A 25,598-nucleotide genomic window follows, 5' to 3' on the forward strand; every position below is an offset into this window, starting at 1 on the left:
GAGCGACAGAGATAGGCCCTGTCGAACGAAAAGGGAACGCCTGTCAGCTGTTCGCCTCGTCGTCGAATGCAGCGAGGATGTCCCGATGGCGTTCGATGATATTCACGATCTCGATGCCCTCATCGAGATATCTGAAGAGGATGACGTAGCCCTTGAAGGAGAAGCTGCGAAGGTCTGATCGAAGCTCGGGGCGGGCACGGCCGATCGTACCTGGCAGAGCTGCGATCTTTTCGCACTGTTTCCGCAGGCTGGCGACGAACGAGCGGGCGATCGCGCTGCTACCGCTGCTGAGACGGACATAGCGAGTGATCGCAAGGAGATCGTCCCGCGCTGAATCATTATAATGGAGCCGCAGCATCAGCGGCTGGCTTCGGTCCGATCAATCTCGTCCAGCGCGGTTTCGATAGCTGCTGAAACGTCCTCGTCGGTATGCGAACCACCCCGCGCGATCGATTCCTCGACCATGTCGCGCAAGGCCTGAAGTTTCGCTTCGCGCTCCTCGACGAGCCTCAAGCCTTCCCGCACGACCTCGCTTGCCGAGCCGTAGCGGCCGGCTTCGACGATGTCGGCGATGAAGTTTTCCCAGCGTGGGCCGATCGACACATTCATGTCCGCCTCCTGTCCGGTCGACGATAGCATAAAACGCGCAGTTTTTGCTATTGATGCCGGTCTCAGCGCTCCGCCAGCACGAGCAGTCCCGGCACCGGCCGGCCGCGATCGATGCGGGTGCTCTGCGCCTCGACCAGCACCGGCTGCAATCCCGCTTCACCGAGCCCCGCCCGGAGCCAGCCCTCGGCATGGGCGAAGCGCCGATCCTGCCCGACCGCCACGCCCTCGCCGTCATGGCTCTGCACGGTGAAGGCGAGCAGCCCGCCCGTCCTGAGCACCCGCGCGCTCTGATGGAAGCTCGGCGCGAGATCGCCGAGATAGACGAAGACGTCGGCGGCGAGGACGAGATCGGCCGAGGCGTCGGGGCGGCTCGCCAGGAAGGCGGTGAGGCCGGCGGTGGCGAGCTTGTCGTAGAGCGGGCCGCCATCGTCGCGCCTTTTGGCCTGCGCCTTGGCGATCATCCGCGGCGAGAGATCGCAGCCGGCGAGGAACTCCGCCTCGGCACGGATCGCCTCGCCCATCAGCCCGGTGCCGCAGCCGAGATCCAGGACGGTCCCGAAGCGGAAGGGGCGGCCGGCCTTGGCGCAATGGCGGGCGAGCGCGTCCTCGAGCAGCGCCGGCGCGCGGTATTGCAGCGTGCCGACGAGATGGCTGTCGAAGCGCTCGGCATAGGCGTCGAACAGCGCGCCGGAAAAATTCTCCGAGGTCGCCTGATCGGCCGGGAGCGCGCCGATCCGGGCGAGGTCGAGCTTCGCGCCGACATGGTCGTTCGGGTCGAGACCGAGGCATTGCCGCCAGGCGGTCGCGGCCTCCTCATTGTGCCCGAGCGCTTCCTGCGCCAGCCCGTAGAGGTGCCAGGCGGCGGTGAAACCGTCATGCTCCGCGAGCGTTTGATCGAGGATGTCGATCGCCGCCCGCGCATCGCCATCCTTCAGCGCCGCCTCGGCCCAGGCATAGCGGCGGTCGAGACGCTCGTCGCCGGAACTGGCGGAATACACGCTGCTGCCCTTTTCGATCATGCTCGGGGTTTAACCGAGGTGCGTGACACTGGCCAGACGATGAAGCCTTCCGAGCTGCTGACGCCCACCCCGGCCGGGCTCTATTGCCCGCCGGCCGACATCCACATCGATCCCGTCCGCCCTGTGGCGCGGGCGCTGATCACCCATGGCCATTCCGACCACGCGCGAGCCGGCCATGGCGCCGTGCTGGCGACCTCGGAGACCCTTGCGATCATGGCGCTGCGCTATGGCGAGGCGTTCGCCGGTACACGGCAGCCGGTAGCCCCCGGCGAGACGGTCCGCATCGGCGCGGTCGATTTCCGCTTCGTTCCGGCCGGCCATGTCCTCGGCTCGGCCCAGATCGTGGTCGAGCACAAGGGCCTGCGCATCGTCGTCTCCGGCGACTACAAGCGCGAGCGTGACCCGACCTGCGCGCCGTTCGAACCGGTTCCCTGCGACGTCTTCATCACCGAGGCGACCTTCGGCCTGCCGGTGTTCCGCCATCCGCCGGCCCATGCCGAGACCGCCAAGCTCATCGATTCCGTCCGGCTTTTCCCGGAGCGCACCCATATTGTCGGCGCCTATTCCCTCGGCAAGGCGCAGCGGCTGATGGCGCTGATCCGCGAGGCCGGCTACGAGCGGCCGATCTATATCCATGGCGCGGTCGAGAAGATCACCGAGCTCTACCGGGCCGAAGGCGTCCCGCTCGGCGACATCCGCAAGGTCGAGCCGGGCGAGCGCAACGCCGAGGGGCGCAGGGCATTGGCCGGCGAGATCGTCATCTGCCCGCCGAGCGCGATCCAGGACCTCTGGTCGCGCCGCTTTCCCGATCCGGTCACCGCCTTCGCCTCGGGCTGGATGCGGGTGCGGGCCCGGGCCCGCCAGAAGGGCGTCGAGCTGCCGCTGGTCATTTCCGACCATGCCGGCTGGGACGATCTCCAGGCGACGATCCGCGAGGTCCAGGCGAACGAGATCTGGATCACCCATGGCGAGGCCGAGGCGCTGGCGCATTGGTGCGGCTCGGTCGGTCTCAGGGGCAAGCCGCTGCATCTCGTCGGCTATGGCGACGAGGGCGAGGCCGAGCCGGAGGCCAGGCCGGCGGAGGCAGAGCCGGCCGAGGTCGCGCCATGAACCGGTTCGCCTGGCTGCTCGACCGCCTCGCCTATGAGCCGCGCCGCAACGGCAAGCTCGCGCTGATCGCCGACTATCTGCGCAGCACGCCGGATCCCGACCGCGGCTATGCGCTGGCGGCGATGACCGGCGGGCTGGTGTTCCGGAATGCCAAGCCCGGCCTGATCCGCGCGCTGATCGCCGAGCGCACCGACCCGGTGCTGTTCGCGCTCTCCTACGATTATGTCGGCGACCTCTCCGAGACCGTCGCGCTGATGTGGCCGGTCGCCGACGCAACCCCCCTGCAAGGGGGAGGGGAAGCGCCTTTGCCCGCAGCGGAGCCCGGCCACAACCGCGCCCCGCTCACCCTTCCCGACGTCGTTGCCGGGCTGCGCAACTCCGGCAAGACCGAACTTCCGCGCCTGATCGCGTCCTGGCTCGACGCCCTCGACGAGACCGGCCGCTGGGCCCTGCTCAAGCTGATCACGGGGGGATTGCGCATCGGCGTCTCCGCCCGGCTCGCCAAGACGGCGGCCGCGAGCCTCGGCGGCATCGCGCCGGACGAGGTCGAGCAGGTCTGGCACGGGCTGGAGCCGCCCTATGTCCAGCTCTTCGCCTGGCTGGAGGGCAGGGCACCGCGGCCGGAAGCGACCGATCCGGCGCCCTTCCGCCCGGTGATGCTCTCGCATGCGGTCGAGGACGGCGATTTCGACAAGCTCGACGCGAACGAGTTCGCGGCCGAATGGAAATGGGACGGCATCCGCGTCCAGGCCGTCGCCGGCACGCGCCCCGACGGCAGCCGCGTCGTCCGGCTCTATTCCCGCACCGGCGAGGAGATCGGCGCCGCTTTCCCCGACCTCACCGAGGCTCTGACGCAGGACGGCGCGATCGACGGCGAGTTGCTGGTGATGCGCGAGGGCGTCGTCCAGAGCTTCAACACGCTGCAGCAGCGGCTCAACCGCAAGCAGGTGACGGCGAAGATGCTGGCCGAGTTTCCGGCCCATATCCGCGCCTACGACCTGCTGGCCGAGGCCGACGACGATCTGCGTAGCCTGCCCTACACCGAACGGCGCGCCCGGCTGGAGGCCTTCCTCGGCAGGCTCGACAGCGCCCGCTTCGATCTCTCGCCGCGCATTTCCTTCAGGAGCTGGGAGGAGCTGACCGCGGCCCGCGCCGATCCGTCTGCCGCCGGGGCCGGCGCCGATGCCGAGGCGGTCGAGGGCTGCATGCTGAAGCGGCTCGATTCGCCTTATCTGCCCGGCCGGCCGAAGGGCTACTGGTACAAATGGAAACGCGACGCCCGCCTGGTCGACTGCGTGCTGATGTATGCCCAGCGCGGCCACGGCAAGCGCTCCTCCTTCTACTCCGACTACACCTTCGGGGTCTGGCGGGCGGGGGAGGCGGGTGCGGACGAACTGGTGCCGGTCGGCAAGGCCTATTTCGGCTTCACCGACGAGGAATTGATCGAGATCGACCGCTATGTCCGCAAGAACACGCTGAACCGCTTCGGACCGGTTCGCGAGGTGACGCATACGCCCTCGAGCGGCCTGGTCTTCGAGGTCGCCTTCGAAGGGCTTCAGCGCTCGACACGGCACAAATCCGGCATCGCCATGCGCTTTCCGCGCATCAACCGCATCCGCTGGGACAAGCCGCCGGGCGAGGCCGACCGGATCGAGGCGCTGGAGGCGCTGCTGCGAGGCGGCTGAAGCGGAAAATGCTCGCGCGATCCGCTGTGGCTCCGCACGATTGGAGCATTGACAGCGCAGGATGCCGGGCGCTTGAAATTTCGAGGGAATCGCGTCGGCATCGCGCCGGAGCCTTGGCGCGCGGAGGGCACATGACACGGATCGTGATCGCGGACGATCATCCGCTCTTTCGCGGGGCGCTGCGCCAGGCGGTGTCGCATGCGCTGACGGGCTCGGAGGTCAGCGAGGTCGGCTCGCTCGAGGCGCTCGGCCAGGCGCTCGCCGAGGCCGCCGATACGGACCTCATCCTGCTCGATCTCTCGATGCCCGGCGTCCAGGGCTTCTCCGGCCTGCTCTTCCTGCGCGCCTCCTATCCCGAGATCCCGGTGATCGTCGTCTCGGCCAATGACGATCCGGCCGTAATCCGCCGCTGCATCGAGTTCGGCGCGCTCGGCTTCCTGCCCAAGACCGCCGAGGTCGGGCAGATGGGCGAGGCGATCCGGGCCGTGCTCGACGGCGGCGTCTGGACGCCGCCCGGCGTCGATCTCTCCGCCCCGGTCGACCACGAGACCGCCGACATGGTGCGCCGCCTCGCGACGCTGACGCCGCAGCAGGTGCGCGTGCTGATGATGCTGTCGGAAGGGCTGCTCAACAAGCAGATCGCCTATGAGCTCGGCGTCTCCGAGGCGACGGTCAAGGCGCATGTCTCGGCGATCCTGACCAAGCTCAACGTCGACAGCCGCACCCAGGCGGTGATCGCCGCCGCCAAGATCGCCGGCGCCGGCTGGGCCGCCCAGGGCGCGTCGGCGACGAGCTGAGTCGGGACGCCAACTCGGGCTGGCCGATCGTCACGGTCATTCCGGGCGCCGCATGGCGGCGAGCCCGGAACCCATGACCACGCCGATGCCCGAAGAGGCGCGGAACGACGGCGCTTGTCCTCCTGCGGTTGCCGGTGTTCATGGGTTCCGGGCTCAGGCCTGCGGCCTGCCCCGGAATGACGCGATGGCAGTTGACGGCGGCGTTCAGCGCGGGTTCAACCGCGAGCGGGTTTTGTCCTGCTGACGATCCGAAGGGGATTTTTCATGGCCAATGGCGGCGGCGTCGAGCGCTTTCTCGGGGGCTCTCTCCTCAGCGTCCTCGTGCGCCTGTTCTTCATCTCGCTGTTGGTCGGCGCCGCCATGGCCTTCCTCGGCCTGTCGCCGCGTGGCCTGTTGGATTCGGCGCTGCGCTTCGTCCGCTCGCTCGGCGATATGGGCTTCGACGCGGTCCGCGAGGTCGGCGGCTGGGCCCTCGCCGGCGCCTTGGTCGTCGTGCCGCTCTGGCTGATCAGCCGGTTGTTCGCCTCGAAGCGATAGTGAGCGGGGCGACCGCCGGCGTCGCGCTGGCTTCAACGGGCGTTGGCAGGTTTCTGCCGGGCAGCGCGAGGGCGATACCCCCTGCCGCGAGCGACAGGGCGGCCGAGAGCGCGATCGCTGCCGAGAAGCCGGCATTGAACGCCTCGGCCGACTGGAGGCTCCCTGTGCGGCCGAACAGGGCAACAGTGACCGCGATCCCGCAGACGCCGCCGAGGAAGCGGAACATGTTGAAGATGCCGGAGGCCTTGCCGATCTCCGGCTTGTCGACCGCGTTCAGCACGGCATTCTGGGCCGCGGGCATGGCCATCGAGATGCCGGCGCCGGCAATGACGAGCGGCGCGATCAGATTGATGAAGGCGAGGCCGGGCGCGGCGATCAGGCTGATCCAGCCGAAGCCGAGCGCCTGCAGCAGCACGCCGCCGGCGACGAGGCGGCGCTCGCCGAACCGGTTGATCAGCCGGCCGGCGATCGGCGCGACGAAGAACAGCGTTGCGGTCCAGGGCAGCAGGCGCAGGCCCGCGGCGAGCGGCCCGTGCCCCTGCGCGGCCTGGAAGAACTGCGGCAGGAAGAAGACGACGCCATACATGCCGGCATAGAACAGGAAGCTTGCGCCGACGCCGGCAGCGAACCGGCGCGAGCGGAACAGGCGCAGGGGGACCATGGGCTGCGGCGCGGAGCGCTGCCAGGCGATGAAGAGCAGGGCGAGCGCCGCGCCTCCGATCAGGGCGGTGAGGATCTCGGTGCTGGCCCAGCCGGCGCCGTTGCCGCGCAGGATGCCCCAGACCAGCCCGAAAGCGGCGAGCGTGACCAGCACCACGCCGAGCCCGTCGACCGCTCGATCCTGGCCATGGCTCTCCGGTACATGACGGCGGGCGAGGAGGATGATGGCGAGACCGATCGGCAGGTTGATCCAGAAGATCCACTGCCAGGCCAGTCCCTGCGAGATCGCGCCGCCGATGAGTGGGCCGGCGATGATGCCGAGCCCGGTGACGCCGCTGAAGATGCCGAGCGCCTTGCCACGCTCCTGCGGCGGAAAGGCCGCGCTGAGCAGCGCCATGGCGAGCGGCATCAGCAGGGCGGCGCCGACGCCCTGGGCCGCGCGTCCCGCGATCAGCAGCGCGGCACTCCCTGAAAGCGCGCAGACAATCGAGGCCGCGACGAAGAGGGCGACCCCGGCGATGAACATCCGCTTGCGCCCGAGGCGGTCGCCGAGCGCCGCACCCGTCAGGAGCAGTACGGCGAAGCTGAGATTATAGGCGTTCAGCGTCCATTGCAGCGCTTCGATCGAGGCGCCGAAATCAGCACGGATGGTGCTCAGGCTGGTCGCCACCACCATGGCGTCGAGCGCGGCCATGAGCGAGGCCGCCGAGGTCAGGCCGAGCACCCAGTTCTTCTGGGCGGCTGATGGCGCCGCGGCGCTCGGCCCCAGTGATGGGTTCTCTCGCACATCGTTCATCCCGCAGGCTCCCGTCACAAGTTTGCTTGCATCATGCAAGTTTGTGACTCGCTTGCGTGATGCAAGTCAAGACTCATGCGAAGCGAGAGGCCGCGGACCATCCTCCGGGAGACAGGCAGCGGATTGCCACGACGTGCTGGTGCGGCCGCTATCGGGCTGACGATTGTCCGGGCTCGATCACGACGCGCGAGCGATTACCGCCGGATTTTCGGGCGTGACTGGCGGCGTCGTGCGACGACATCGGCGACCGCGACTTCGGCGTCGCCGTCGGCTTCTCGCAACTGTACGGTCACCGGCTGGCCGTCAGTGCGGTTTGCGAACAGGACCGGGCCGGGCTCGACCCATTTGTCGCCCCATTGAGTCAGGGCGATGATTACCGGCTTCAGCTCCAGCCCCTTCTGGGTGAGCACGTATTCGGCCGGCTCGCCCGGCGTGCCGCCTTGCCGGCGCTCCATCAGCCCAGCCGCCACGAAGGTCTCCAGGCGCTTGGCGAGGATGTTGGTGGCGATGCCGAGCTTCTTCTGGAACTGCGAGAAGCGCGTGTAGCCGCGGAACATCGCATCGCGCAGGATCAGAAGGCTCCAGCGTTCGCCGACCAGCTCCAGCGCAAAGGCGGCGGCACAGTCTTGATTGGCATAGAGGCGTCCGAGCATGTCGCAAAGATAATGTATCGCTTGCGTGACGCAACTTTGTGCTCGGTTGATCTCCTCTCAGACCGCCTGCCCGCGCGCGATCGCTTCCGCATCGCGCCCGACCAGCGCATCGAGGCGCGGCAGCCCGGCCTTGCGCACCTCCATGTCGAGCCCGCGCTTGATCTCGCCGACCAGACCCGGCCCCTTGAACACCAGCGCCGAGTAGAATTGCACCAGGCTCGCCCCGGCCCGGATCTTGGCGAAGGCCGTCTGCGCCGAATCGATGCCGCCGACGCCGATCAGCGGGAACTGGCGTTCCACCCGCAGGAAGGTCTCGGCGAGGATGCGCGTCGAGGCCGAAAAGAGCGGCTTGCCGGAAAGGCCGCCCGTCTCGGCTCGATTGGCGCTGCGCAGGCTCTCGGGGCGCGCGATCGTGGTGTTGGAGACGATCATGCCGTCGACCTTGCGGCGGCGGGCGACAGCGACCATGCCGTCGAGCTCGGGCATTGAGAGGTCGGGCGCGATCTTGATCAGCACCGGCGTCGGGTTGCCGCCGGCGGCCGCCTCGTCGCGGGCCGCGAGCGTGCGCGCGATCAGCTCGTCGAGCGCGCTCTCGGCCTGCAGGTCGCGCAGGCCCGGCGTGTTCGGCGAGGAGACGTTGACCGTGAGGAAATCGGCGAGCGGCGCGAGCCGTCCCGCCAGCACCGCATAGTCGGCGCTGCGGTCGGCCGACTCCTTGTTGGCGCCGAGATTGACGCCGACGATGCCGCCCTTCTTGCGGCGCGCCGCGAGCCTCGCCGCGACCGCCTCCATGCCCTCGCTGTTGAGGCCGTAGCGGTTGATCACCGCCTCGTCCTCCGGCAGGCGGAAGACGCGCGGGCGCGGATTGCCCGGCTGCGGCAGCGGCGTCACGCCGCCGACCTCGACGAAGCCGAAGCCGAGGCCGAGCGCGCCGTCGACCGCCTCGGCATTCTTGTCGAAGCCCGCAGCGAGGCCGACCGGGTTGGGGAAGCGCAGGCCGAAGGCCTCGACCGTCAGCGACGGCGGGTCGGCGGCCGGGCGCAGCGGCGGCACGGCCGCCAGGGCCGAGATCGTCAGCCGATGGGCCTGCTCGGCATCGAGCTTGTGGATCAGCGGCCGGGCCAGACCGAACAGCGCTCCGATCACGCGACATCCTCCGGAAAGACATGGCCGGTTTCGCCGCGCGGCAACGGCGCGATCCAGCGCGCCTGCTTCGGATCGAGCGGGCCGTAGAGATGCGGGAACAGCGCCCCGCCGCGTGAGGGCTCGTAGCGCAGCGCTTCGCCGAGGACGGCCGGGTCGACGGCGATCAGCAGCAGCCCGTCCTGGCCGGCGAAGTGCTTCGCCGCGGTCTCGCGGACCTGCGCGCCGGTCGAGAAATGGATGAAGCCGTCGGCGAGGTCGACCGGGGCTCCCCGGAAGAGGCCGCTGGCCTCGGCCTCGCGCCAGAGCGCCTCGGGACAGATCTTGTAGATGAGCGGCATGCTGCGGACATATCGCCTGAATGCCGCCGGCAAAAGCGGAAACCGTGCCGCACCCCGTCCCGCTCCGGTTTTCTTCGCCTGGGTCGCAGCGCGCTGCGGCCGCGCTGCCTCCGCAGGTGGACAAAGGCGGCCTCAGGCGCATTTTTCTCATGCGAATCAGATTGAATTCTTATTCGATAGGGGATATTTCCTATGGTCATCCCCGCTTTGCGCCGCGCCGGCACTTTCAGGAACGAGGCCTCTCCGCGATGCTGTCCCATGACCAGATCTGGAGCGCGATCGACGCGCTCGCCCGGCGCTATGGACTGACGCCGTCCGGCCTCGCCCGCAAGGCCGGGCTCGACGCCACCACCTTCAACCGTTCGAAGCGGATCGGCGCCGATGGGCGCGAGCGCTGGCCGTCGACCGAATCGATCGCCAAGATCCTGTCGGCGACCGGCGCCTCCTTCGACGAGTTCATGAACGTGGTCCGCCGCGGCGCGCCGCCGGCGCATACCATCCCGGTGATCGGCTTCGCCCAGGCCGGCTCCGGCGGCTTCTTCGACGATGGCGGCTTCCCGGTCGGCTCCGGCTGGGACGAGGTCGCCTTCCCGGGCCTGCAGGACGAGAAGGCCTATGCGCTCGAGATCGCCGGCGATTCGATGCTGCCGCTCTATCGCGACGGCGACACCATCATCGTCTCGCCCGGCGCCGCCATCCGCCGCGGCGACCGCGTCGTGGTCAAGACCGTCGACGGCGAGGTGCTGGCCAAGCAGCTCAGGCGCCAGACGGCGAAGACGGTCGAGCTCGCCTCGCTCAACCCCGAGCATCCCGATCGCGTGCTGGCGCTCGCCGAGATCGCCTTTATGGCGCGGGTGATCTGGGCGAGCCAGTAGGCGCCTCGCATCGGAACGGCCTCCGGGCCGAGCCGATGCCGACGGGGCTCAGGCAGCAGCCCGCCGCGCCGGCAACGACACCGTGAACACCGCGCCGACCTCGGATGCTTCGAGCGCGATCGTCCCGCCATGCAGCCGCACCAGCTCGGCCGCGATCGCGAGCCCCAGCCCGGTGCCGCCGGGATTGACCGAGCCGCGAAAGGCCTGGAACAGGTTGTCGCGTGCCCGGGCCGGCACGCCGGGCCCGTTGTCCGCGATGCGCAGGACGAGATCGTCATGGCGCTGCCCGGCGCTGATCCTCAGCATCGGCTTGCGCTCGCCGGCTTCGGCGACGCTGTCGAGCGCCTGGACGGCGTTGCGCATCAGATTGGACAGCACACGTGCCATCTGGTCGGGGTCGCAAGGGGCGACCAGCCCCGGCGGAACCTCGTTGACGAAGTCGATCGCGCCGTTCTCTCCCAGGCCGAGCAATTCGGCCTGGTCGGCGACGAGCTGGCGCAAGGCCACGTCGCGCAAGGCCGGCGTCGCCTCGGCGGCGCGGCCATAGGCGAGCGTCGCCTGGCAGAAATCGATGGCGCGCCCCAGCGTCGCGATCAAACGCGGCGCGAAACGCCGGATCTTGGGATCGCGCGTCTCGGTCAGCCGGTCCGACATGAGCTGCGCGGCGGCCAGCATGTTGCGCAGGTCGTGGTTGATCTTGCTGACCGCCAGCCCGAGCTCGGCGAGGTGCTTCTTGGCGCGCAGATCGTCGGCGAGCGTCGCCTGCATGCGGGCCAGGGCCCGCTGCGCCTCGCCGATCTCGTCGGCACGCTGTGTCGGCTCGATGATCCGGCGCGGATTCTCCGGATCGTGCTCGAATTCCATGACATTGGCGGCGAGATGCCGGATCGGCTGGACGATCAGCCAGTTCAGCGAGAGATAGACCAGCCCGGCCGTCAGGACCGAGATGATCAGGGTGATCAGCGTCAGGTTGATCGAGAATTTCAGCATGGCCTGGCGCAGCGGCCGTTCGTCGATCACCATCTCGACGAAGTCGGCCGCGCCGACCGCCTGCCCGACGACCCGGATCGGCATCTCGTGCGACGGCCGCACCAGCGTCGCCACCGACTCCATGATCGCCTCGATCCAGCCCTGGTCGCGCAGATCGACCGTCTTGGCGACCTCGTGCGGCATCGAATCGAGGCTGAGCAGGCGGCGCGCCCCGCCGACCCGCGCGGCGATGGCGGAAGCTCCGACCCCGGCCAGAATCCGCTCCTCGCTGCCCTCCGGGAGGCCGTCGGCGGGAGCGCCCTCGAGCACGAGCACGGCGATCTGGGCCGCCGCCAGGCGGTCGTTCAACCAGTTGCGCCGGAAGTTGGCGACCGAGGGCAGGTAGATCAGCACCTCGGCCAGCATCACGAACAGGATGGTCAGGACCAGCAGCTTGGCCGACAGGCCGAGCTGGGTCGGCCCGCGCGGAACGCTGATCGACAGGGTGTTGGGATCGAACCGTCTCACCGACATCGAGCGCCAGTCTATCCGAAATGGCGCAGGAAGCCGATGAGGCGGCGAAGCCCGGGTTTCGCCGCCAGCGGCGCCTGGAACGAGAGCGCGGCCTTCTGCGAAAGCTCCGACAGGCTTCGGGATGGGGCGGCGAGGCCGGCCATCTCCTTGACGTTAATCCGCTTCTGCACGGCCAGGCACCAGGGCGCGATCAACTCGGCCGCCTGGACACCGGCGATGACGGCGCCGAGGATGCCGCCCCTGCGGTCGGTCACGAGCTTGATCAGTCCTTCGCTGTCCCCCTCGGCCTGGGCGCGGCCACTCTCGGCATAGGGCCAGCGCAGCACCCGGATCTCGCCGCGCGCGCGGGCTTGCGCTTCGCTCAGGCCGACGCTGGCGAGCTCCGGCCAGCCATGCACGGTGCGCGGCACCTGTTCCGGCCTGAACCGTGCCGGCCACCGGAACAGGGCATTGCGCAGTACGAGCCCGGCCTGGTGCTGGGCTGTCTGGCCCGACTCCGGACTTTCCGCCGCGCCGCCGGCGCAGCCGCCGATCGCATAGATGTGGCGGTTGGCGGTACGCAGCGAATGGTCGACGAGGATGCCATGATCGTCCCAGCGCACGCCTGCGAGGTCGAGCTCGAGACCGGCGATGTTCGGCCTGCATCCGCTCGCGACCAGCAGATGCGTGCCCTCGACCTGGACCTCGCCGCCGAGCACGAGCCGCGGCCGCTGCCGGCGGCTCTCGGCGCGCAGGACCGGCCGGCCTTCGTGCAGGGCGACGCCGTCGCCGAGCACAGCGCGCCGGAGAACGCCGACCGCTTCCGGATCGTCCTCCGGCAACAGGCCGTCGGGGGCGACCAGGGTGACCTCGCTGCCGAGCGCGCGCATCGCCTGGGCCAGCTCCAGCGCGGCCGGCGTGCCGCCGAGCACGATCAGCCTCTCCGGCCGTCTCGCCAGGGCGAGGACGCCGTCCGCGGTCAGATAGGGCAGGTCGGAAAGACCGGCGATCGCCGGGATCGCAGGCAGGGAGCCGGTCGCGACGACGAAGCGGCGGGCCTTGATCACGGTCTCGCCGACGGCGATCTGATGGCGGTTCTGGAAGCGTGCCTCGCCCGTGACGACCTGGACTCCCAGGGCGGCGAGGCGCTCGTCCGAATCGTTCCTCGCCATCCTGGCCGCGACATGGTCGAGACGAGCCCGCACGGCCCCGTGGTCGATCTCGGCCGAATGCGCGGGCGGGAGGCCGAGACGGCGCGCGTCGGCGGCGGCCCGTGCGCGCCCGGCGACGGCACGCAGGGCCTGCGCACGCACGTCCTCACGGGCGGAAAGTGCACTTCCGCCGTGCCGGACCAGCACCGTCCGGATGCCGAACAGCGCGGCGGCGGTCGCGACGGCGAGCCCGCCGGGACTGTCGCCGATGACGCAGATGTCCGGCGTCGTCGGGGCCGTGCTGGCTGATGGGCTGGCGGTTTGGCTCACGCCGCGTCTCCGGGTCGCTGTTCTGGCCGTGCAGATGCGTTGCCGCCTCGGCGGAATCAAGCGTGCCGCCGCGCGAGAGCCGGTTCGGATCAGGTCGCCCGACCTGATCCTCGGCCCGTCTCGTCGCCAAGGAAGCGTCGAGCGGCCAATTCCGGCAAGACGATGGCGGAGCCCTGTCGTCAGGCGATCTTGCGCGGCTCGTCGCCCTTGCCGAACTCCGACACGGGCCGGGGCCGGCCGAACAGGTAGCCCTGCGCCCGCTGTGCGCCGAGCAGCTGTACCGCCATGCGCTGCGCCTCGGTCTCGATGCCTTCGACGACCACGTTCATCGACAGGCGCCGGGCAAGCTGGCAGACCGCCTCGATCACGGCTTTCGAGGCCTCGTCGCTGTTGACGTTGCGGCTGAAGCTCTGGTCGATCTTCACCTGCGAGAACGGGTAGGTCGAGAGATAGGCCAGCGAGGAATAGCCCGTCCCGAAATCGTCGAGCGCGAACTTCACCCCGATGGCGCGCAGCTCGTTGATGACCTCGAGCGTCGTCTTGTTGTCCTCGATCAGCAGCGATTCCGTGACCTCGAGCGTCAGGCGCCCGGGCGCGAGATGGGCGAGCAGCAGCGCGTTCTTGACGGTTTCGACGATGCGGCGCGGCTCGCGGAACTGCAACGGCGAGACGTTGACGGAGACGCCGATATTGTCCGGCCACTTCGCCGCATCCTGGCAGGCCTGGCGGATCGCCCAGTCGCCCATGCCGGCGATCAGGCCGGACTGCTCCGCGATCGGGATGAACACGCCCGGCTGCACCATGCCGCGGCTCGGGTGCCGCCAGCGCATCAGCGCCTCGCGCGTGACGACCTCCTGCGTGCGCAGATCGATGATCGGCTGGTAGTGCAGCTCGAGCGCGCCTTCGGCCGAGGCCTGCCGCAGGTCGACCTCGATCTCGTGGCGCTGGAGCATCTCCTCCGCCATGGCCGGATCGAAGAAGGTCGCGGTGTTGCGGCCGGCCGCCTTGGCCTTGTAGAGCGCGGTGTCGGCATGGCGCAGCAGGTCGGCGGGCGTCGTGCCGTCGGTCGGCGCTAGCGCGATGCCGATGCTGGCGGTGACGTAGACGGTCTTGGTCTCGAGCTCGAAGGCCCGGTCCATCGTGTCGATCATCCGCTGAGCGATCGTCCTGACCGTCGCGACGTCGGTCGCCGGCAGGATCAGCACGAACTCGTCGCCGCCGAAGCGCGCCAGGAGGTCGTTGTGGCGGATAGCGCTCTTCAGGCGCGCGGCGGTCTGGATCAGCACCCGGTCGCCGATGTCGTGGCCGAGATTGTCGTTGACCTGCTTGAAGCCGTCGAGGTCGATATAGAGCAGCGCGAAAGTCTCGCCGGTGCGGTCGTGGCGGCGAAAGGCTTCGGCGAGCTGCGTGTTGAACTCGAAGCGGTTGGCGAGACCGGTCAGTTCGTCGAAGCGCGCCATCTGCTCGATGCGCGCCTCCGTCGCCTTCCGCTCGGTCGCGTCCTCGGTCAGCATCAGCACGCCGCCCTCGGCCGCCGGCGCGATGGTGACCACGAGCATGCGCCCGTTGCGCGACTGCAACTCGTAGACCGCCGCCTGCTGCGTCGCCTGCACGCCGTCGAGCGCCGCCTTGATGTCGCGCACCTGCTCCGGCGTCATCACCTGGCGCTCCACCAGGAAGCGCGCGATCGCGCTGATCGGCGTGCCCGGCAGGGCGAGCGTCTCGGGAATGCCGTAGAGCGCGGCGTGCGGTGCGTTCGAGACGGCGAGGTCGAGCTTGCGGTCGAACATCGCCAGCCCGTGGATCATGGTGTTGAGCGCGGCGTCGAGCGTCAGGTTCTGCGAGCGCAGCGCCGTCGCCAGCGCCTTCGACTGCTTCATCGCGTCGCTGAGCGCCAGCAGGTTGCGGTGCAGGGAGTTGGTGATCGCGATGTTGGCGCCGACATAGAGGAAGGCGAAATAGCCGATGTATTGGTAGTACGGGTTGTGCGCCTGGATCAGCCCGATCGCCATCGGCACGCAGAAGGTGAGCAGCTGGACGGCGACGAATTTCGGCCGTCCGGCATTGCGCGCGACATAGCCCGAGGCCAGCGCGATCGTCGACGACACCGAGGTGATATGGGCGGCCGGGTCGTCGGTCCAGGCCAGGGCCGCATAGCAGCTCAGGCCGAGCACGGCGCTGAAGACGGTCGCGCCGAGGAAGTATTCCCGATCCCAGCGCTTGGTCTGGGCGAGCGTGTCCTCGGAATGGTCGAGCCTGCGGTAGCGGACCACCGTGATGATCCGCAGGATGACGACCAGCGTGACGCACAGCGTCAGCGCCATGAAGACATCGGCCCGGGTGGCGATCCAGCACAGGAAGGGGGTGAGGATTCCGGCGACGCCGCCGGGGATGATCGAGCCCGGCGAGGAGAACAGCGAGGAGACGAGCAGGCGATAATCGGCGAGATCGACCGCGTGCCGGCCGTCATGCTCGGCCGGCTGCTCCGCGATCGCCCTGTCTGCGCTGGCATTGCGCAACCGGTTCGGCACTCCCGCCATCCACTCCCTGCCCTGAAACGGTATCTGGAGAGGCGGCTGACGACCCATCCTTTGCCGCGTCACCTAACGGCATTAAGAGGAAAAGGTAAAAGTTTCATGAGAGTTACAGGGCGGAGTCGTCCGATCGCCGGAAACGCCGGCCGGCTCGGGATTCGCGATAGGCCCGGTCAGGCCACTCCGGTACGCGCAAGAGCGTCCTCCGAGCCGCGCTGATAGACGCGCGACAGCATGCGGTCCTGCGTCTGGGCGATACGCTGCAGCTTCGAGATCGCGCTCGGATGCAGGCGCAGCATGCAATCGGTCCAGAGCTGGCCGAGATATTCGAGCTCCTCCCGCAGGTTGCCGGCGCGACGATTGAAGGCCGAGAACAGCGCCGTGCGGGCGGCGTGGATCGGCAGCGAGTCGGCGGCGTATTTGCGGATCCAGTCCTCGCCCGTCCCGGTCGGCACCACCGCCTCCAGCCCGCCGGCTGCCATGAACTCGGCAGCGCTCATCTCCTCGCCCGATTGCAGCATGCGCTCGGCCGCGCGCGGGCCCATACGCCGCGACAGGAGCCCCACGGCGGTGATCGGGAAATGGTTGAACTTGATCTCCGGATAGACGAACGAGGCCTGTTCCTCCGCGATCATGACATTGCACGAGCGCGGCGCGTCGATGCCGCCGCCGATCGCCTTGGCGTGGATCGTCGAGAGCGTGACGGCCAGGCCGTTGAGCCCGCTGGCGTTGCGCAGGGCGTCCTCGACCGAGAGCCGGGCGTATTCGGCCAAGGCGGGGCGGTCGTTCTTGGCGAGGCAATCGAGATAGAAGTCGAGATCGCCGCCGAGGGTGAAGAACGGTCCGGTGCCGCGGAAGGCGAGGAAGCGCACCGGCGCGCCGTGATACTGCTCGGGGGCTCCCCATAGGTCGATCACGGCCTGCTGCACCTTGCCGAGGCTGTCGAGCAGCTGCAGCGTGAAGACCGGCTTCAGCTCCGGCTTGATGGTGACCCAGAGCAGGCGCAGGTCCGGCTCATAGGCCAGCTGCACCTCCGGCAGGAAGCCGGCCCGGTGCCTGATCGCCTCGATCACCTCGCCGGTGGCGAGCTCGGCGACGGCCTGGTCGCTCGTCGGTGCATAGCTCTGGAACATCGTCTCGTCTCCGCCTCGCATTGCACCCCTCGACGCCGCCGAGGGTACAGAAGGTTAATGGATTGTAAACGCAAACTGCCGGAAATGGTTAATTTCATTAAGCTTTATTCGTTGACTCCGCAGTCGGCTCACAGTCCGCAAGCGTATCCGTCGACCGTTTTCCCGGTGCCGCCGTCGCTGCACCGATGCACGCAATGGGCGTGCCAACATACCATCGATCGGTCAGGGTTGCCGAGATAGGGAAATTTTTACCAATCCAGGGTCGCCCGCGCTCGGTCGCAGGCGGCCTGGAACAGGGCTGTCTCAGGAAGGGACCGGCGGCGCCGCAGTTGTGCCGCAATCGGTCGCGCTAAGAGAGGCGCGGCCGCCGATCCGGCTTGTCCGGGCGAGGGTGAGCGGCTAACCATGAATCGACCTCCGCGGCCTGATCGCTGCGGCTATTCCGATGAGCTGACGCCTTGAGCCGCCAGACCGAAGCCGAGGATGAGAGAAGGGCGCGTCTCGCCGCCGCCCTCCGCGAGAATCTGAAGCGCCGCAAGGCGCAGGCGAGGGCTCGGCGCGCTCCGGACACGACGGCCGAGGACAAGCTACCGCCCGCCCAGGCCGAACCTCCCCGGTCCTGATCCCCTTTCTTGGCCGGCGCCGCCGCCGGCTGTCCTGCAGGACGAGCTAGATGGACCGTATCCGCATCACCGGCGGCCAGCGCCTCGATGGCGTGATCCCGATCTCGGGCGCGAAGAACGCGGCGCTGCCGCTGATGATCGCGAGCCTGCTCACCGACGAGACGCTGACGCTGACCAATGTGCCGCGGCTCTCCGACGTCAGCGCGCTCTCGCGCATCCTCTCCAACCATGGCGTCGACCGCTCGGTCGCCGGCAAGCGGGCCGGCCAGAGCGCCGAGACCGGGCAGACCATCGCCCTGACCGCGCGCCAGATCGTCGATACCTGCGCGCCCTACGAGCTGGTCTCGACCATGCGCGCGAGCTTCTGGGTGATCGCGCCGATCCTCGCGCGCATGGGCGAGGCGAAAGTGTCGTTGCCGGGCGGCTGCGCCATCGGCACGCGCCCGGTCGACCTTCTGCTGATGGCGCTGGAACGCCTGGGCGCCACCATCACCATCGAAGGCGGCTATGCGCTGGCGCGCGCGCCCAAGGGGCTGAAGGGCGCCGAGATCGTCTTCCCGAAGGTCACGGTCGGCGGCACGCACACGGCGCTGATGGGAGCGGTGCTCGCGAGCGGCGACACCGTGATCGAGAACGCCGCGCGCGAGCCGGAAGTGGTCGATCTCGCCCTCTGCCTCAACAAGATGGGCGCCAGGATCGAGGGCGCCGGCACCTCCCGGATCACCATTCGCGGCGTCTCGCGCCTCGGCGGGACCCATCACGCCGTCCTGCCCGACCGGATCGAGACCGGGACCTATGCGATGGCGGTCGCGATGACCGGCGGCGACGTCCTGCTCGAAGGCGCGCGTGCCGACCTGCTGCAGGCGGCGCTCGACGTGATGAGCCAGGCCGGCGTCGACATCGCCGAGACCAATGAGGGCATCCGCGTTCGCCGCAACGGCGCGGCGCTCGAAGCGGTGGACGTCACCACCGACCCCTTCCCCGGCTTCCCGACCGATCTCCAGGCCCAGCTCATGGCGCTGATGACCAGGGCCAGGGGCACCTCGCGCATCCGCGAGACCATCTTCGAGAACCGCTTCATGCATGTGCAGGAGCTCGCCCGGCTCGGCGCGAGGATCCGGCTCGACGGCGATGCGGCCTATGTCGACGGCGTCGAGAAGCTGACCGGCGCCCCGGTGATGGCGACGGATCTGCGCGCTTCGGTTTCGCTCGTCATCGGCGGCCTCGTCGCCGAGGGCGAGACGATGATCAATCGCGTCTATCACCTCGACCGCGGATTCGAGGCGCTGGAGACCAAGCTCGGCCGCTGCGGCGCGCAGATCGAGCGCATCAGCGGTTGACGATAGGCCACGCCCCCGCCAGATAGGGCGCATGTCCGATCCCGCCGCCGAGCCGCTGAAGCTGATCGCTCTGGACGCCGACGACCTGTCGGTGATCTCGGCGCATCTGCAGGACGCGGTGCTGAAGCGCGCGGACATCGCCTGGCTCCCGGCCGAGAAGCGCTTCGCGCTGGCGCTGCGCCGCTTCGACTGGGAGGGCGCCGCGAAGGGCCGCAAGCGCCGCCGGCTCGCCGCTCTCCACTTCGAGCGCGTCACCGCCGCCCGCAGCACCAGGATGGCGGCGGGCGCCGGCGACGCCGTGCTGAGCCTGCTCGCCGTCACCTTCGCGCAGAGCGACGGCCCGGCCGGGCAGGTGACCTTGCATTTCTCCGACGGCGCCGCCATCCGCCTCGACGTCGAATGCATCGAGGCGCAGATGAAGGATCTCGGCCCGATCTGGGAGGCCGTCGCCACGCCCGCCCATCCCGACGCCGGCTGAATCCCTCTCCGTTCAGGATCTCCGATGCCGATCAGGCTTGACGCACGCGATGCCGGTTTCGAGCGGGAATTCTCCGCCCTGCTCGCGATGAAGCGCGAGGTTTCCGAGGATGTCGACCAGGTCGCCGCAGCGATCATCGCCGATGTCCGCGGCCGCGGCGATGCCGCGCTGATCGACTACACCGAGCGCTTCGACAAGCTCTCCCTGACTCCGCAGACGCTGCGTGTCGACGAGGAGGAGATCGAGGCGGCCCTCGCGGCCTGCACGCGCCAGCAGCTCGCCGCGCTCGAGACCGCCCGGGCCCGGATCGAGGCCTATCATCTGCGCCAGAAGCCGGCGGATTCCAGGGTGGTAGACGGGCTCGGGGTCGAGAGCGGCTGGCGCTGGAGCGCGATCGGGGCCGTCGGACTCTATGTGCCGGGCGGCACGGCGAGCTATCCTTCCTCCGTGCTGATGAACGCCGTGCCGGCCAAGGTCGCCGGCGTCGAGCGCCTGGTCATGGTCGCGCCGACGCCGCGCGGCGAGGGCAATCCGCTGGTGCTCGCGGCGGCGAAGCTCGCCGGCATTGACGAGGTCTACCGCATCGGCGGGGCGCAGGCGGTCGCGGCGCTCGCCTACGGCACGGCGACGATCGCGCCCGTCGCCAAGATCGTCGGCCCCGGCAACGCCTATGTCGCGGCCGCCAAGCGCCGGGTCTTCGGCACGGTCGGCATCGACATGATCGCGGGCCCCTCCGAGGTGCTGGTCCTGGCCGATGCCGACGCCAATCCCGACTGGATCGCCGCCGACCTGCTCGCCCAGGCCGAGCACGACACCGCCGCCCAGTCGATCCTGATCACCGACGATGCGGCGCTGGCCGATGCCGTCTCCCGTGCGGTCGAAGGCCAGCTCCGGACACTGCCCCGCGCCGAGATCGCCGGCGCGAGCTGGCGCGATTTCGGCGCGCTGATCCTGGTCGAGACGCTCGAGGCCGCGATCCCGCTGGTCGACCGGCTGGCGCCTGAGCATCTCGAGATCATCGCCGCCGACGCCGACGGGCTGGCGGCGCGTGTCCGCAATGCCGGTGCGATCTTCCTCGGCGGATACACGCCGGAGGCGATCGGCGATTACGTCGGCGGCTCGAACCATGTCCTGCCGACGGCCCGCTCGGCGCGCTTCTCCTCGGGGCTCGGCGTGCCGGACTTCATGAAGCGTACCTCGCTGCTGAGATGCGATCCCGAAGCGCTGCGGGCCCTGGCCGGCGCCGCCACCGAGCTCGCCGAGGCCGAGGGCTTGCAGGCCCATGCGCGTTCCGTGACGATCCGACTCAACGGTTGAGGCCGGGACGCGATTCTGCGCCCGCCCTGGGCTGGGCGGAGGGGACATGTCGGAACGCAACCATCTGGTCGCCGTCACGCTCGACGAAGCCTCGCTCGGGCGCGGCAGCGCCGACCAGGAGCATGAGCGTGCCGTCGCGATCTACGACCTGATCGAGCGCAATCACTTCGCCCTGCCGGAATTCGACGGCGGGCCCTATGCCGTTCATCTCGCCTTGGTCGAGCGGCGGCTCGCCTTCGAGGTCAGGAGCGCCGACGGGGCGCCGCTCGTCACCCATCATCTGTCGCTGACGCCGTTCAAGCGCATCATCAAGGACTATCAGCTGGTCTGCGAGAGCTACTACGCCGCCATCCGCACGGCGACGCCCTCGCAGATCGAGGCGATCGACATGGGCCGCCGGGGTCTGCACGACGAGGCGGCCGGTCTCCTGATCGAGCGGCTCGCCAACAAGGTCGAGATCGACCGCGAGACCGCCCGCCGCTTCTTCACCCTGATCTACGCGCTGCACTGGAAGGGCTGAGCGTTTGGAGCCGTCCGCCCCGAACAAGCTCCAGAGCGTGCTGTTCATGTGCGCCTACAATGCGGTGCGCTCGCCCATGGCCGAGGCGATGGCCAAGCACTTCTTCGGCAAGTCGATCTATGTCCAGTCCGCCGGAGCGCGGAAGGGCGAGGTCGACCCTTTCGCGCTCGAGGTCCTCGACGAGATCGGCATCGATGCACGCAAGCACAAGCCGAAATCGGTGGAGGAGCTGGAGGAATGGGAAGGTCTCAACTTCGACCTGATCGTCTCGCTCTCGCCCGAGGCGCATCACAAGGCGCTCGACCTGACCCGCACCCTCGCCTCCGAAGTCGAATACTGGCCGACGCCGGACCCCACCGTCGTGCAGGGCTCGCGCGAGCAGGTGCTCGAGGCCTATCGCGCCGTCCGCGACGGGCTGATGCAGCGCATCAAGGCGCGGCTGAGGTCGTAGCCCGCTACCAGGCGCGCCCGGGGCCGACCGCCCCGATCCCCAGCCAGTCGCCGAGCGTGGCGGCGATGTCGGCGAAGCTTTCGCGGCGGCCGAGCGGCTGCTGCGGCATGCCGGGGCCGAAGGCCAGGATCGGGACGTGCTCGCGCGTATGGTCGGTTCCGGGCCAGCTCGGGTCGTTGCCGTGGTCGGCGGTGACGATCGCGAGGTCGCCGGGGCGCAGCAGGGCTTCCAGCCTCGGCAGCGTGCGGTCGAAGGCTTCGATCGCCGCGGCATAGCCGGGGATATCGCGGCGATGGCCGTATTCGGTGTCGAAGTCGACGAGGTTGACGAAGCAGAAGCCGCCGTCCGGCAGCTGCTCGAACGCTTGCAGCGCCGCCGCGAACATGGCGGCGTTGCCGAACGGCTTGATCTCCTCGCCCGTGTTCCGGTGCGCGAAGATGTCGCCGATCTTGCCGACGGTGACGATCGGCCTGCCCTTTGCCGCCAGGCGGTCGAGGATGGTCTCGTCCGGCGGCGGGATGGCGAAGTCCTTGCGGTTGCCGGTGCGGGTGAAGCCGCTCTCCCTGTTGCCGAGGAAAGGCCGGGCGATGACGCGGCCGATCTTCAGCGGATCGACCAGGACCCGCACGGTCTTGCAGAGCGCGAAAAGCCGTTCCAGGCCGAAATGCTCCTCATGCGCCGCGATCTGCAGCACCGAGTCGACCGAGGTGTAGCAGATCGGCTTGCCCGTCCGGATGTGCTCCTCGGCGAGCTCGTCGATCACCGCCGTGCCCGAGGCGTGCTTGTTGCCGAGGATGCCGGGCAGGGCGCCCTCGCGGATGATGGCGGCGACGATCTCGGGCGGGAAGGAGTTCTCCAGCGCGGTGAAATAGCCCCATCTGAACGGAACCGGGCAGCCGGCGATCTCCCAATGGCCGGACGGCGTGTCCTTGCCCTGGCTGACCTCGACTCCGTAGCCGTACCGCCCCTGCGGCGTCGCAGGCTGCGGCACGCCGGCGAGCGGCCTGCCCGTCGAAGCCTCGCAGGCCCGGCTGAGGCCCAGCCGGGCGAGGTTGGGGATATGGAGCGGCCCGCTGCGCAGGCCGTCGCGGTCGCCGCGCCCCTCCGCACAGGCCTGGGCGATGTGGCCGAGCGTGTCGGCGCCCTCGTCGCCATAGGCCGTGGCATCCTCGGCGCCGCCGCAGCCGACCGAATCGAGCACGATCAGGATGGCGCGTGCCATCAGTCGCGCACCGCGGCGCCGCTCGCCGGCTCGATGTTGAGGGCGGCGGCGAGCAGCGCCTGCGTATAGGCCTCGCGCGGGCGCTGGAAGATCTCCTCCGCCGGCCCTTCCTCCACCACCTTGCCGTTTTGCATCACCACCACCCGGTGCGACAGCGCCCTGACCACCTTGAGGTCGTGGCTGATGAAGAGATAGCCGAGCTTGCGCCGGGCCTGCAGCCCGCGCAGCAATTCGACGATCTGCGCCTGCACCGACATGTCGAGCGCCGAGGTCGGCTCGTCCAGCACGACGAATTTCGGGTCGAGCGCCATCGCGCGGGCGATCGCGATGCGCTGGCGCTGGCCGCCGGAGAACTCATGCGGGTAGCGGTCCATCGTCGCCGGGTCGAGCCCGACATCGGCGAGCGCCTGCGCCACGATCTCGCGCTGGCGCTGATAGCTCAGCCCCTTCTGCTGGACGGTGAGCCCCTCGGCGACGATGTCGGCGACCGACATGCGCGGCGAGAGCGAACCGTAAGGGTCCTGGAAAACCACCTGAAGGTCCTTGCGCTTCGGCCGGACCGCCTTGCTCTTCAGCCCGTCGATGCGGTCGCCGAGGAAGACGATCGGCCCTTCCGAGGCGATCAGCCTGAGGATGGCGAGGCCGAGCGTGGTCTTGCCGGAGCCGGATTCGCCGACGACGCCGAGCGTCTCGCCCTCGCGCACCGTGACCGAGATGCCGTCGACCGCCTTCACATGGCCGGTGGTGCGGCGCAGCAGCCCGGTCTTGATCGGGAACCAGACCTTGACCGGGCCGGCCTCCAGCAGGATCGGGGCGCCGGGCGGCACCGGCTCGGGCCGGCCCTTCGGCTCGGCGGCGAGCAGGCGCTGCGTATAGGCGTGCTGCGGGTTGCCGAAGATTTCCGATACCGGCCCCTGCTCGACGATCTTGCCCTTCAGCATCACGCAGACCCGGTCGGCGATGCGCCGGACGATGCCGAGGTCGTGGGTGATGAACAACATCGCCATGCCGAGCCGCGTCTGCAGATCCTTCAGCAATGTCAGGATCTGCGCCTGCACGGTGACGTCGAGCGCCGTCGTCGGCTCGTCGGCGATCAGCAGATCGGGCTCGTTGGCGAGCGCCATCGCGATCATCACGCGCTGGCGCTGCCCGCCCGAGAGCTGGTGCGGATAGGCGTCGAGCCGGCTCTCCGCGTCGCGGATACCGACCAGGGTCAGCAGTTCGAGCGTGCGGGCGCGGGCCTTCTCGCCGCGCAGGCCCTTGTGCAGTTCGAGGATCTCGCCGATCTGCCGCGCGATCGTGTGCAGCGGGTTGAGCGAGGTCATCGGCTCCTGGAACACCATGGTGATGTCGTTGCCGCGGACCTTGCGCATCGCGTCCTCGTCGGCCGCGATCAGGTCCTGGCCGTTGAACAGCACCTTGCCGGAGGGATGATGCGCCGCCGGGTAGTTCAAGAGCTTCAGGATCGAGAGGGCCGAGACCGACTTGCCCGAGCCGGATTCGCCGACCAGCGCCAGCGTCTCGCCCCTGGCGATCTCGAACGAGACCCTGTCGACCGCGAGCGTCTCCTGCCCGCCCTGGCGGAAGGCGACGGAGAGGTCCTGGACGGAAAGGAGGGGGGCGGTCATGCGAAGGTCTTCCGCGGATCGAAAGCGTCCCGCACCGCCTCGCCGATGAAGATCAGCAGCGACAGCATCAGCGCGATCACGGCGAAGCCGGAGAGGCCGAGCCAGGGCGCCTGCAGGTTCGCCTTGCCCTGCGCCAGCAATTCTCCGAGCGAGGGCGAGCCGGGCGGCAGGCCGAAGCCGAGGAAGTCGAGCGAGGTCAGCGTGGTGATCGAGCCGTTGAGGATGAAGGGCAGGAAGGTCAGCGTCGCCACCATGGCATTGGGGAGCAGGTGCTTGACCATGATCGCGCTGTTGGAGAGGCCGAGCGCGCGCGCGGCGCGGACATATTCGAAATTGCGCGCCCGCAGGAATTCGGCGCGGACGACGCCGACGAGGGCGACCCAGGAGAACAGGAGGAGGATGCCGAGCAGGACGAAGAAGCCCGGCGTGATCACGGCCGCGACGATGATCAGGAGATAGAGCGCCGGGATCGAGGTCCAGATTTCGATGACGCGCTGGAAGATCAGGTCGGTCCAGCCGCCGAAATAGCCCTGGATCGCCCCGGCCGCGATGCCGATCACCGAGGAAATCGAGGCGAGGATCAGCCCGAACAGCACGGAGATACGGAAGCCGTAGATCAGCCGCGCGACCACGTCGCGGCCCTGGTCGTCGGTGCCGAGCCAGTTCCATTCGAGCTCGCGGCAGGTCATGCCGCCGGTCCGCTCGGCGATCGGCCGGCACTGCTCGTCCTTCAGCATCCAGGTCGGCGGGGCAGGGGCGGGCACCGGCAGGTCGAGATTGTGCGTGCGGTAGGAATAGCGGATCGGCGGCCACAGCGCCCAGCCATTGGTGGCGATCTCCCGGGCGATGGTCGGGTCGCGATAATCGGTGGTGGCGAGGAAGCCGCCGAACTTCTCCTCCGGATAGGTGATCGCGACCGGGAACAGCGTCTCGCCCTTGTAGCGGACGATCAGCGGCCGGTCGTTGGCGATCAGCTCGGCGAAGAGCGAGAGCACGAACAGGGTCAGGAAGATCCAGAACGACCACCAGCCGCGCCGGTTCGCCTTGAAGCTGTCGAGGCGGCGCCGGTTGATCGGCGAGAGCTTGAGCCAGCCCTGCTTCATCTGCGGGGGAGCGGCAGGGGCGCTCGGGCGCAGGGCCGGCGGCGGGGGGGCGAGCAGCGCG

24 protein-coding genes are annotated in these 25,598 nt (G+C 69.1%); 10 read left to right on the plus strand and 14 right to left on the minus strand.

The annotated features are described in order from the left end of the window. Positions 1-43: 43 nt before the first annotated feature. From CS1GBM4_RS18760 to CS1GBM4_RS18770, 3 genes are all read right to left on the minus strand, one after another. Positions 44-358 carry a type II toxin-antitoxin system RelE/ParE family toxin gene (locus tag CS1GBM4_RS18760; protein WP_186420271.1) on the minus strand — a complete coding sequence of 105 codons (315 nt, stop codon included), beginning with the start codon at positions 356-358 and terminating at the stop codon, positions 44-46. Beyond that, positions 358-609 carry a type II toxin-antitoxin system ParD family antitoxin gene (locus tag CS1GBM4_RS18765; protein ID WP_186420272.1) on the minus strand — a complete coding sequence of 84 codons (252 nt, stop codon included), beginning with the start codon at positions 607-609 and terminating at the stop codon, positions 358-360. Before CS1GBM4_RS18765 ends, CS1GBM4_RS18760 begins: the two co-directional genes overlap by 1 nt. A 62-nt stretch (positions 610-671) precedes the next feature. Then, positions 672-1,607, minus strand: a complete 936-nt coding sequence (locus tag CS1GBM4_RS18770; protein ID WP_186420273.1) for a methyltransferase domain-containing protein — start codon at positions 1,605-1,607, stop codon at positions 672-674. 60 nt (positions 1,608-1,667) lie between these two features. Here CS1GBM4_RS18770 and CS1GBM4_RS18775 point away from each other — a divergent pair, with 60 nt between their 5' ends. The 4 genes from CS1GBM4_RS18775 to CS1GBM4_RS18790 all read left to right on the plus strand — a co-directional run bounded on the left by CS1GBM4_RS18775 (position 1,668) and on the right by CS1GBM4_RS18790 (position 5,757). Continuing rightward, positions 1,668-2,738 (plus strand): ligase-associated DNA damage response exonuclease, encoded by a 1,071-nt coding sequence (locus CS1GBM4_RS18775; protein ID WP_186420449.1) that lies wholly within the window; start codon positions 1,668-1,670, stop codon positions 2,736-2,738. Continuing rightward, entirely contained in the window at positions 2,735-4,423 is a 1,689-nt protein-coding gene (locus CS1GBM4_RS18780) for a cisplatin damage response ATP-dependent DNA ligase (protein WP_186420274.1), read from the plus strand. Before CS1GBM4_RS18775 ends, CS1GBM4_RS18780 begins: the two co-directional genes overlap by 4 nt. A gap of 131 nt (positions 4,424-4,554) precedes the next feature. Further along, positions 4,555-5,220, plus strand: coding sequence for a response regulator transcription factor (locus tag CS1GBM4_RS18785; RefSeq protein ID WP_186420275.1), 666 nt, complete (start codon positions 4,555-4,557; stop codon positions 5,218-5,220). A gap of 264 nt (positions 5,221-5,484) precedes the next feature. Beyond that, entirely contained in the window at positions 5,485-5,757 is a 273-nt protein-coding gene (locus CS1GBM4_RS18790; RefSeq protein WP_186420276.1) for a DUF6460 domain-containing protein, read from the plus strand. Here the strand turns inward: CS1GBM4_RS18790 and CS1GBM4_RS18795 are convergent. From CS1GBM4_RS18795 to CS1GBM4_RS18810, 4 genes are all read right to left on the minus strand, one after another. Continuing rightward, entirely contained in the window at positions 5,729-7,213 is a 1,485-nt protein-coding gene (locus tag CS1GBM4_RS18795; protein WP_186420277.1) for a DHA2 family efflux MFS transporter permease subunit, read from the minus strand. The genes CS1GBM4_RS18790 and CS1GBM4_RS18795 overlap by 29 nt on opposite strands. Positions 7,214-7,407: 194 nt before the next feature. Next, positions 7,408-7,866, minus strand: coding sequence for a helix-turn-helix domain-containing protein (locus CS1GBM4_RS18800; RefSeq protein WP_186420278.1), 459 nt, complete (start codon positions 7,864-7,866; stop codon positions 7,408-7,410). Positions 7,867-7,923: 57 nt separating this feature from the next. Continuing rightward, positions 7,924-9,012 carry a quinone-dependent dihydroorotate dehydrogenase gene (locus tag CS1GBM4_RS18805; protein WP_186420279.1) on the minus strand — a complete coding sequence of 363 codons (1,089 nt, stop codon included), beginning with the start codon at positions 9,010-9,012 and terminating at the stop codon, positions 7,924-7,926. Beyond that, positions 9,009-9,350, minus strand: coding sequence for a DUF952 domain-containing protein (locus tag CS1GBM4_RS18810; RefSeq protein ID WP_186420280.1), 342 nt, complete (start codon positions 9,348-9,350; stop codon positions 9,009-9,011). Before CS1GBM4_RS18810 ends, CS1GBM4_RS18805 begins: the two co-directional genes overlap by 4 nt. 248 nt (positions 9,351-9,598) lie before the next feature. On the opposite strand from CS1GBM4_RS18810, the gene CS1GBM4_RS18815 reads away from it, so the two are divergent. Next, positions 9,599-10,225, plus strand: a complete 627-nt coding sequence (locus tag CS1GBM4_RS18815; RefSeq protein WP_186420281.1) for a helix-turn-helix transcriptional regulator — start codon at positions 9,599-9,601, stop codon at positions 10,223-10,225. Between the two features lie 48 nt (positions 10,226-10,273). Here the strand turns inward: CS1GBM4_RS18815 and CS1GBM4_RS18820 are convergent, their stop codons facing one another. The 4 genes from CS1GBM4_RS18820 to CS1GBM4_RS18835 form a co-directional block, all read right to left on the minus strand. Continuing rightward, positions 10,274-11,728 (minus strand): HAMP domain-containing sensor histidine kinase, encoded by a 1,455-nt coding sequence (locus CS1GBM4_RS18820; RefSeq protein WP_186420282.1) that lies wholly within the window; start codon positions 11,726-11,728, stop codon positions 10,274-10,276. Between the two features lie 11 nt (positions 11,729-11,739). Continuing rightward, positions 11,740-13,188 carry an NAD(P)/FAD-dependent oxidoreductase gene (locus tag CS1GBM4_RS18825; RefSeq protein ID WP_186420283.1) on the minus strand — a complete coding sequence of 483 codons (1,449 nt, stop codon included), beginning with the start codon at positions 13,186-13,188 and terminating at the stop codon, positions 11,740-11,742. Positions 13,189-13,367: 179 nt separating this feature from the next. Beyond that, positions 13,368-15,728 carry an EAL domain-containing protein gene (locus tag CS1GBM4_RS18830; protein WP_186420284.1) on the minus strand — a complete coding sequence of 787 codons (2,361 nt, stop codon included), beginning with the start codon at positions 15,726-15,728 and terminating at the stop codon, positions 13,368-13,370. 167 nt (positions 15,729-15,895) lie between these two features. Beyond that, the gene (locus CS1GBM4_RS18835; RefSeq protein WP_186420285.1) at positions 15,896-16,855 is read right to left on the minus strand and encodes an enoyl-CoA hydratase-related protein; all 960 of its coding nucleotides are present in this window, start codon (positions 16,853-16,855) and stop codon (positions 15,896-15,898) included. Positions 16,856-17,528: 673 nt separating this feature from the next. On the opposite strand from CS1GBM4_RS18835, the gene murA reads away from it, so the two are divergent. The 5 genes from murA to CS1GBM4_RS18860 are packed head-to-tail and all read left to right on the plus strand — an operon-like array spanning position 17,529 to position 21,584. Continuing rightward, positions 17,529-18,818 (plus strand): UDP-N-acetylglucosamine 1-carboxyvinyltransferase, encoded by a 1,290-nt coding sequence (gene murA / locus CS1GBM4_RS18840; protein ID WP_186420286.1) that lies wholly within the window; start codon positions 17,529-17,531, stop codon positions 18,816-18,818. Between the two features lie 31 nt (positions 18,819-18,849). Further along, positions 18,850-19,296, plus strand: coding sequence for a DUF2948 family protein (locus CS1GBM4_RS18845; RefSeq protein WP_186420287.1), 447 nt, complete (start codon positions 18,850-18,852; stop codon positions 19,294-19,296). 24 nt (positions 19,297-19,320) lie between these two features. After that, positions 19,321-20,613, plus strand: a complete 1,293-nt coding sequence (hisD, locus tag CS1GBM4_RS18850; RefSeq protein WP_186420288.1) for a histidinol dehydrogenase — start codon at positions 19,321-19,323, stop codon at positions 20,611-20,613. 46 nt (positions 20,614-20,659) lie between these two features. Next, a complete protein-coding gene (locus tag CS1GBM4_RS18855) occupies positions 20,660-21,133 on the plus strand; it encodes a UPF0262 family protein (protein ID WP_186420289.1) in 474 nt (157 codons plus the stop codon). A 46-nt stretch (positions 21,134-21,179) separates the two neighbouring features. Further along, on the plus strand, positions 21,180-21,584 hold the full coding sequence (locus CS1GBM4_RS18860) for an arsenate reductase ArsC (RefSeq protein WP_186420450.1): 405 nt from the start codon (positions 21,180-21,182) through the stop codon (positions 21,582-21,584). A gap of 4 nt (positions 21,585-21,588) precedes the next feature. On the opposite strand, the gene CS1GBM4_RS18865 is transcribed toward CS1GBM4_RS18860, so the two are convergent. Genes CS1GBM4_RS18865 through CS1GBM4_RS18875 form a run of 3 tightly spaced genes read right to left on the minus strand, consistent with a single transcriptional unit; the run spans position 21,589 to position 25,537 of the window. Next, positions 21,589-22,806 carry a phosphopentomutase gene (locus tag CS1GBM4_RS18865; RefSeq protein WP_186420290.1) on the minus strand — a complete coding sequence of 406 codons (1,218 nt, stop codon included), beginning with the start codon at positions 22,804-22,806 and terminating at the stop codon, positions 21,589-21,591. Further along, positions 22,806-24,434: an ABC transporter ATP-binding protein gene (locus CS1GBM4_RS18870; RefSeq protein WP_186420291.1), complete on the minus strand. Its 1,629-nt coding sequence runs from the start codon at positions 24,432-24,434 to the stop codon at positions 22,806-22,808. Before CS1GBM4_RS18870 ends, CS1GBM4_RS18865 begins: the two co-directional genes overlap by 1 nt. After that, positions 24,431-25,537, minus strand: coding sequence for an ABC transporter permease (locus tag CS1GBM4_RS18875; protein WP_244607313.1), 1,107 nt, complete (start codon positions 25,535-25,537; stop codon positions 24,431-24,433). Before CS1GBM4_RS18875 ends, CS1GBM4_RS18870 begins: the two co-directional genes overlap by 4 nt. Between the last annotated feature and the right edge of the window lie 61 nt (positions 25,538-25,598).

The organism is Allobosea sp. CS1GBMeth4, from assembly GCF_900185715.1.
Lineage (GTDB): Bacteria > Pseudomonadota > Alphaproteobacteria > Rhizobiales > Beijerinckiaceae > Allobosea.

Coding starts and splice junctions, on each gene's coding strand:
- CS1GBM4_RS18860 (WP_186420450.1), top strand. CDS start 21,180: ATGTGCGCCTACAATGCGGTGCGCTCGCCCATGGCCGAGGCGATGGCC.
- CS1GBM4_RS18775 (WP_186420449.1), top strand. CDS start 1,668: ATGAAGCCTTCCGAGCTGCTGACGCCCACCCCGGCCGGGCTCTATTGC.
- CS1GBM4_RS18845 (WP_186420287.1), top strand. CDS start 18,850: ATGTCCGATCCCGCCGCCGAGCCGCTGAAGCTGATCGCTCTGGACGCC.
- hisD (WP_186420288.1), top strand. CDS start 19,321: ATGCCGATCAGGCTTGACGCACGCGATGCCGGTTTCGAGCGGGAATTC.
- CS1GBM4_RS18855 (WP_186420289.1), top strand. CDS start 20,660: ATGTCGGAACGCAACCATCTGGTCGCCGTCACGCTCGACGAAGCCTCG.
- CS1GBM4_RS18870 (WP_186420291.1), bottom strand. CDS start 24,434: ATGACCGCCCCCCTCCTTTCCGTCCAGGACCTCTCCGTCGCCTTCCGC.
- CS1GBM4_RS18815 (WP_186420281.1), top strand. CDS start 9,599: ATGCTGTCCCATGACCAGATCTGGAGCGCGATCGACGCGCTCGCCCGG.
- CS1GBM4_RS18865 (WP_186420290.1), bottom strand. CDS start 22,806: ATGGCACGCGCCATCCTGATCGTGCTCGATTCGGTCGGCTGCGGCGGC.
- CS1GBM4_RS18810 (WP_186420280.1), bottom strand. CDS start 9,350: ATGCCGCTCATCTACAAGATCTGTCCCGAGGCGCTCTGGCGCGAGGCC.
- CS1GBM4_RS18760 (WP_186420271.1), bottom strand. CDS start 358: ATGCTGCGGCTCCATTATAATGATTCAGCGCGGGACGATCTCCTTGCG.
- CS1GBM4_RS18800 (WP_186420278.1), bottom strand. CDS start 7,866: ATGCTCGGACGCCTCTATGCCAATCAAGACTGTGCCGCCGCCTTTGCG.
- CS1GBM4_RS18875 (WP_244607313.1), bottom strand. CDS start 25,537: ATGAAGCAGGGCTGGCTCAAGCTCTCGCCGATCAACCGGCGCCGCCTC.
- CS1GBM4_RS18795 (WP_186420277.1), bottom strand. CDS start 7,213: ATGAACGATGTGCGAGAGAACCCATCACTGGGGCCGAGCGCCGCGGCG.
- CS1GBM4_RS18765 (WP_186420272.1), bottom strand. CDS start 609: ATGAATGTGTCGATCGGCCCACGCTGGGAAAACTTCATCGCCGACATC.
- CS1GBM4_RS18820 (WP_186420282.1), bottom strand. CDS start 11,728: ATGTCGGTGAGACGGTTCGATCCCAACACCCTGTCGATCAGCGTTCCG.
- CS1GBM4_RS18835 (WP_186420285.1), bottom strand. CDS start 16,855: ATGTTCCAGAGCTATGCACCGACGAGCGACCAGGCCGTCGCCGAGCTC.
- murA (WP_186420286.1), top strand. CDS start 17,529: ATGGACCGTATCCGCATCACCGGCGGCCAGCGCCTCGATGGCGTGATC.
- CS1GBM4_RS18785 (WP_186420275.1), top strand. CDS start 4,555: ATGACACGGATCGTGATCGCGGACGATCATCCGCTCTTTCGCGGGGCG.
- CS1GBM4_RS18790 (WP_186420276.1), top strand. CDS start 5,485: ATGGCCAATGGCGGCGGCGTCGAGCGCTTTCTCGGGGGCTCTCTCCTC.
- CS1GBM4_RS18780 (WP_186420274.1), top strand. CDS start 2,735: ATGAACCGGTTCGCCTGGCTGCTCGACCGCCTCGCCTATGAGCCGCGC.
- CS1GBM4_RS18830 (WP_186420284.1), bottom strand. CDS start 15,728: ATGGCGGGAGTGCCGAACCGGTTGCGCAATGCCAGCGCAGACAGGGCG.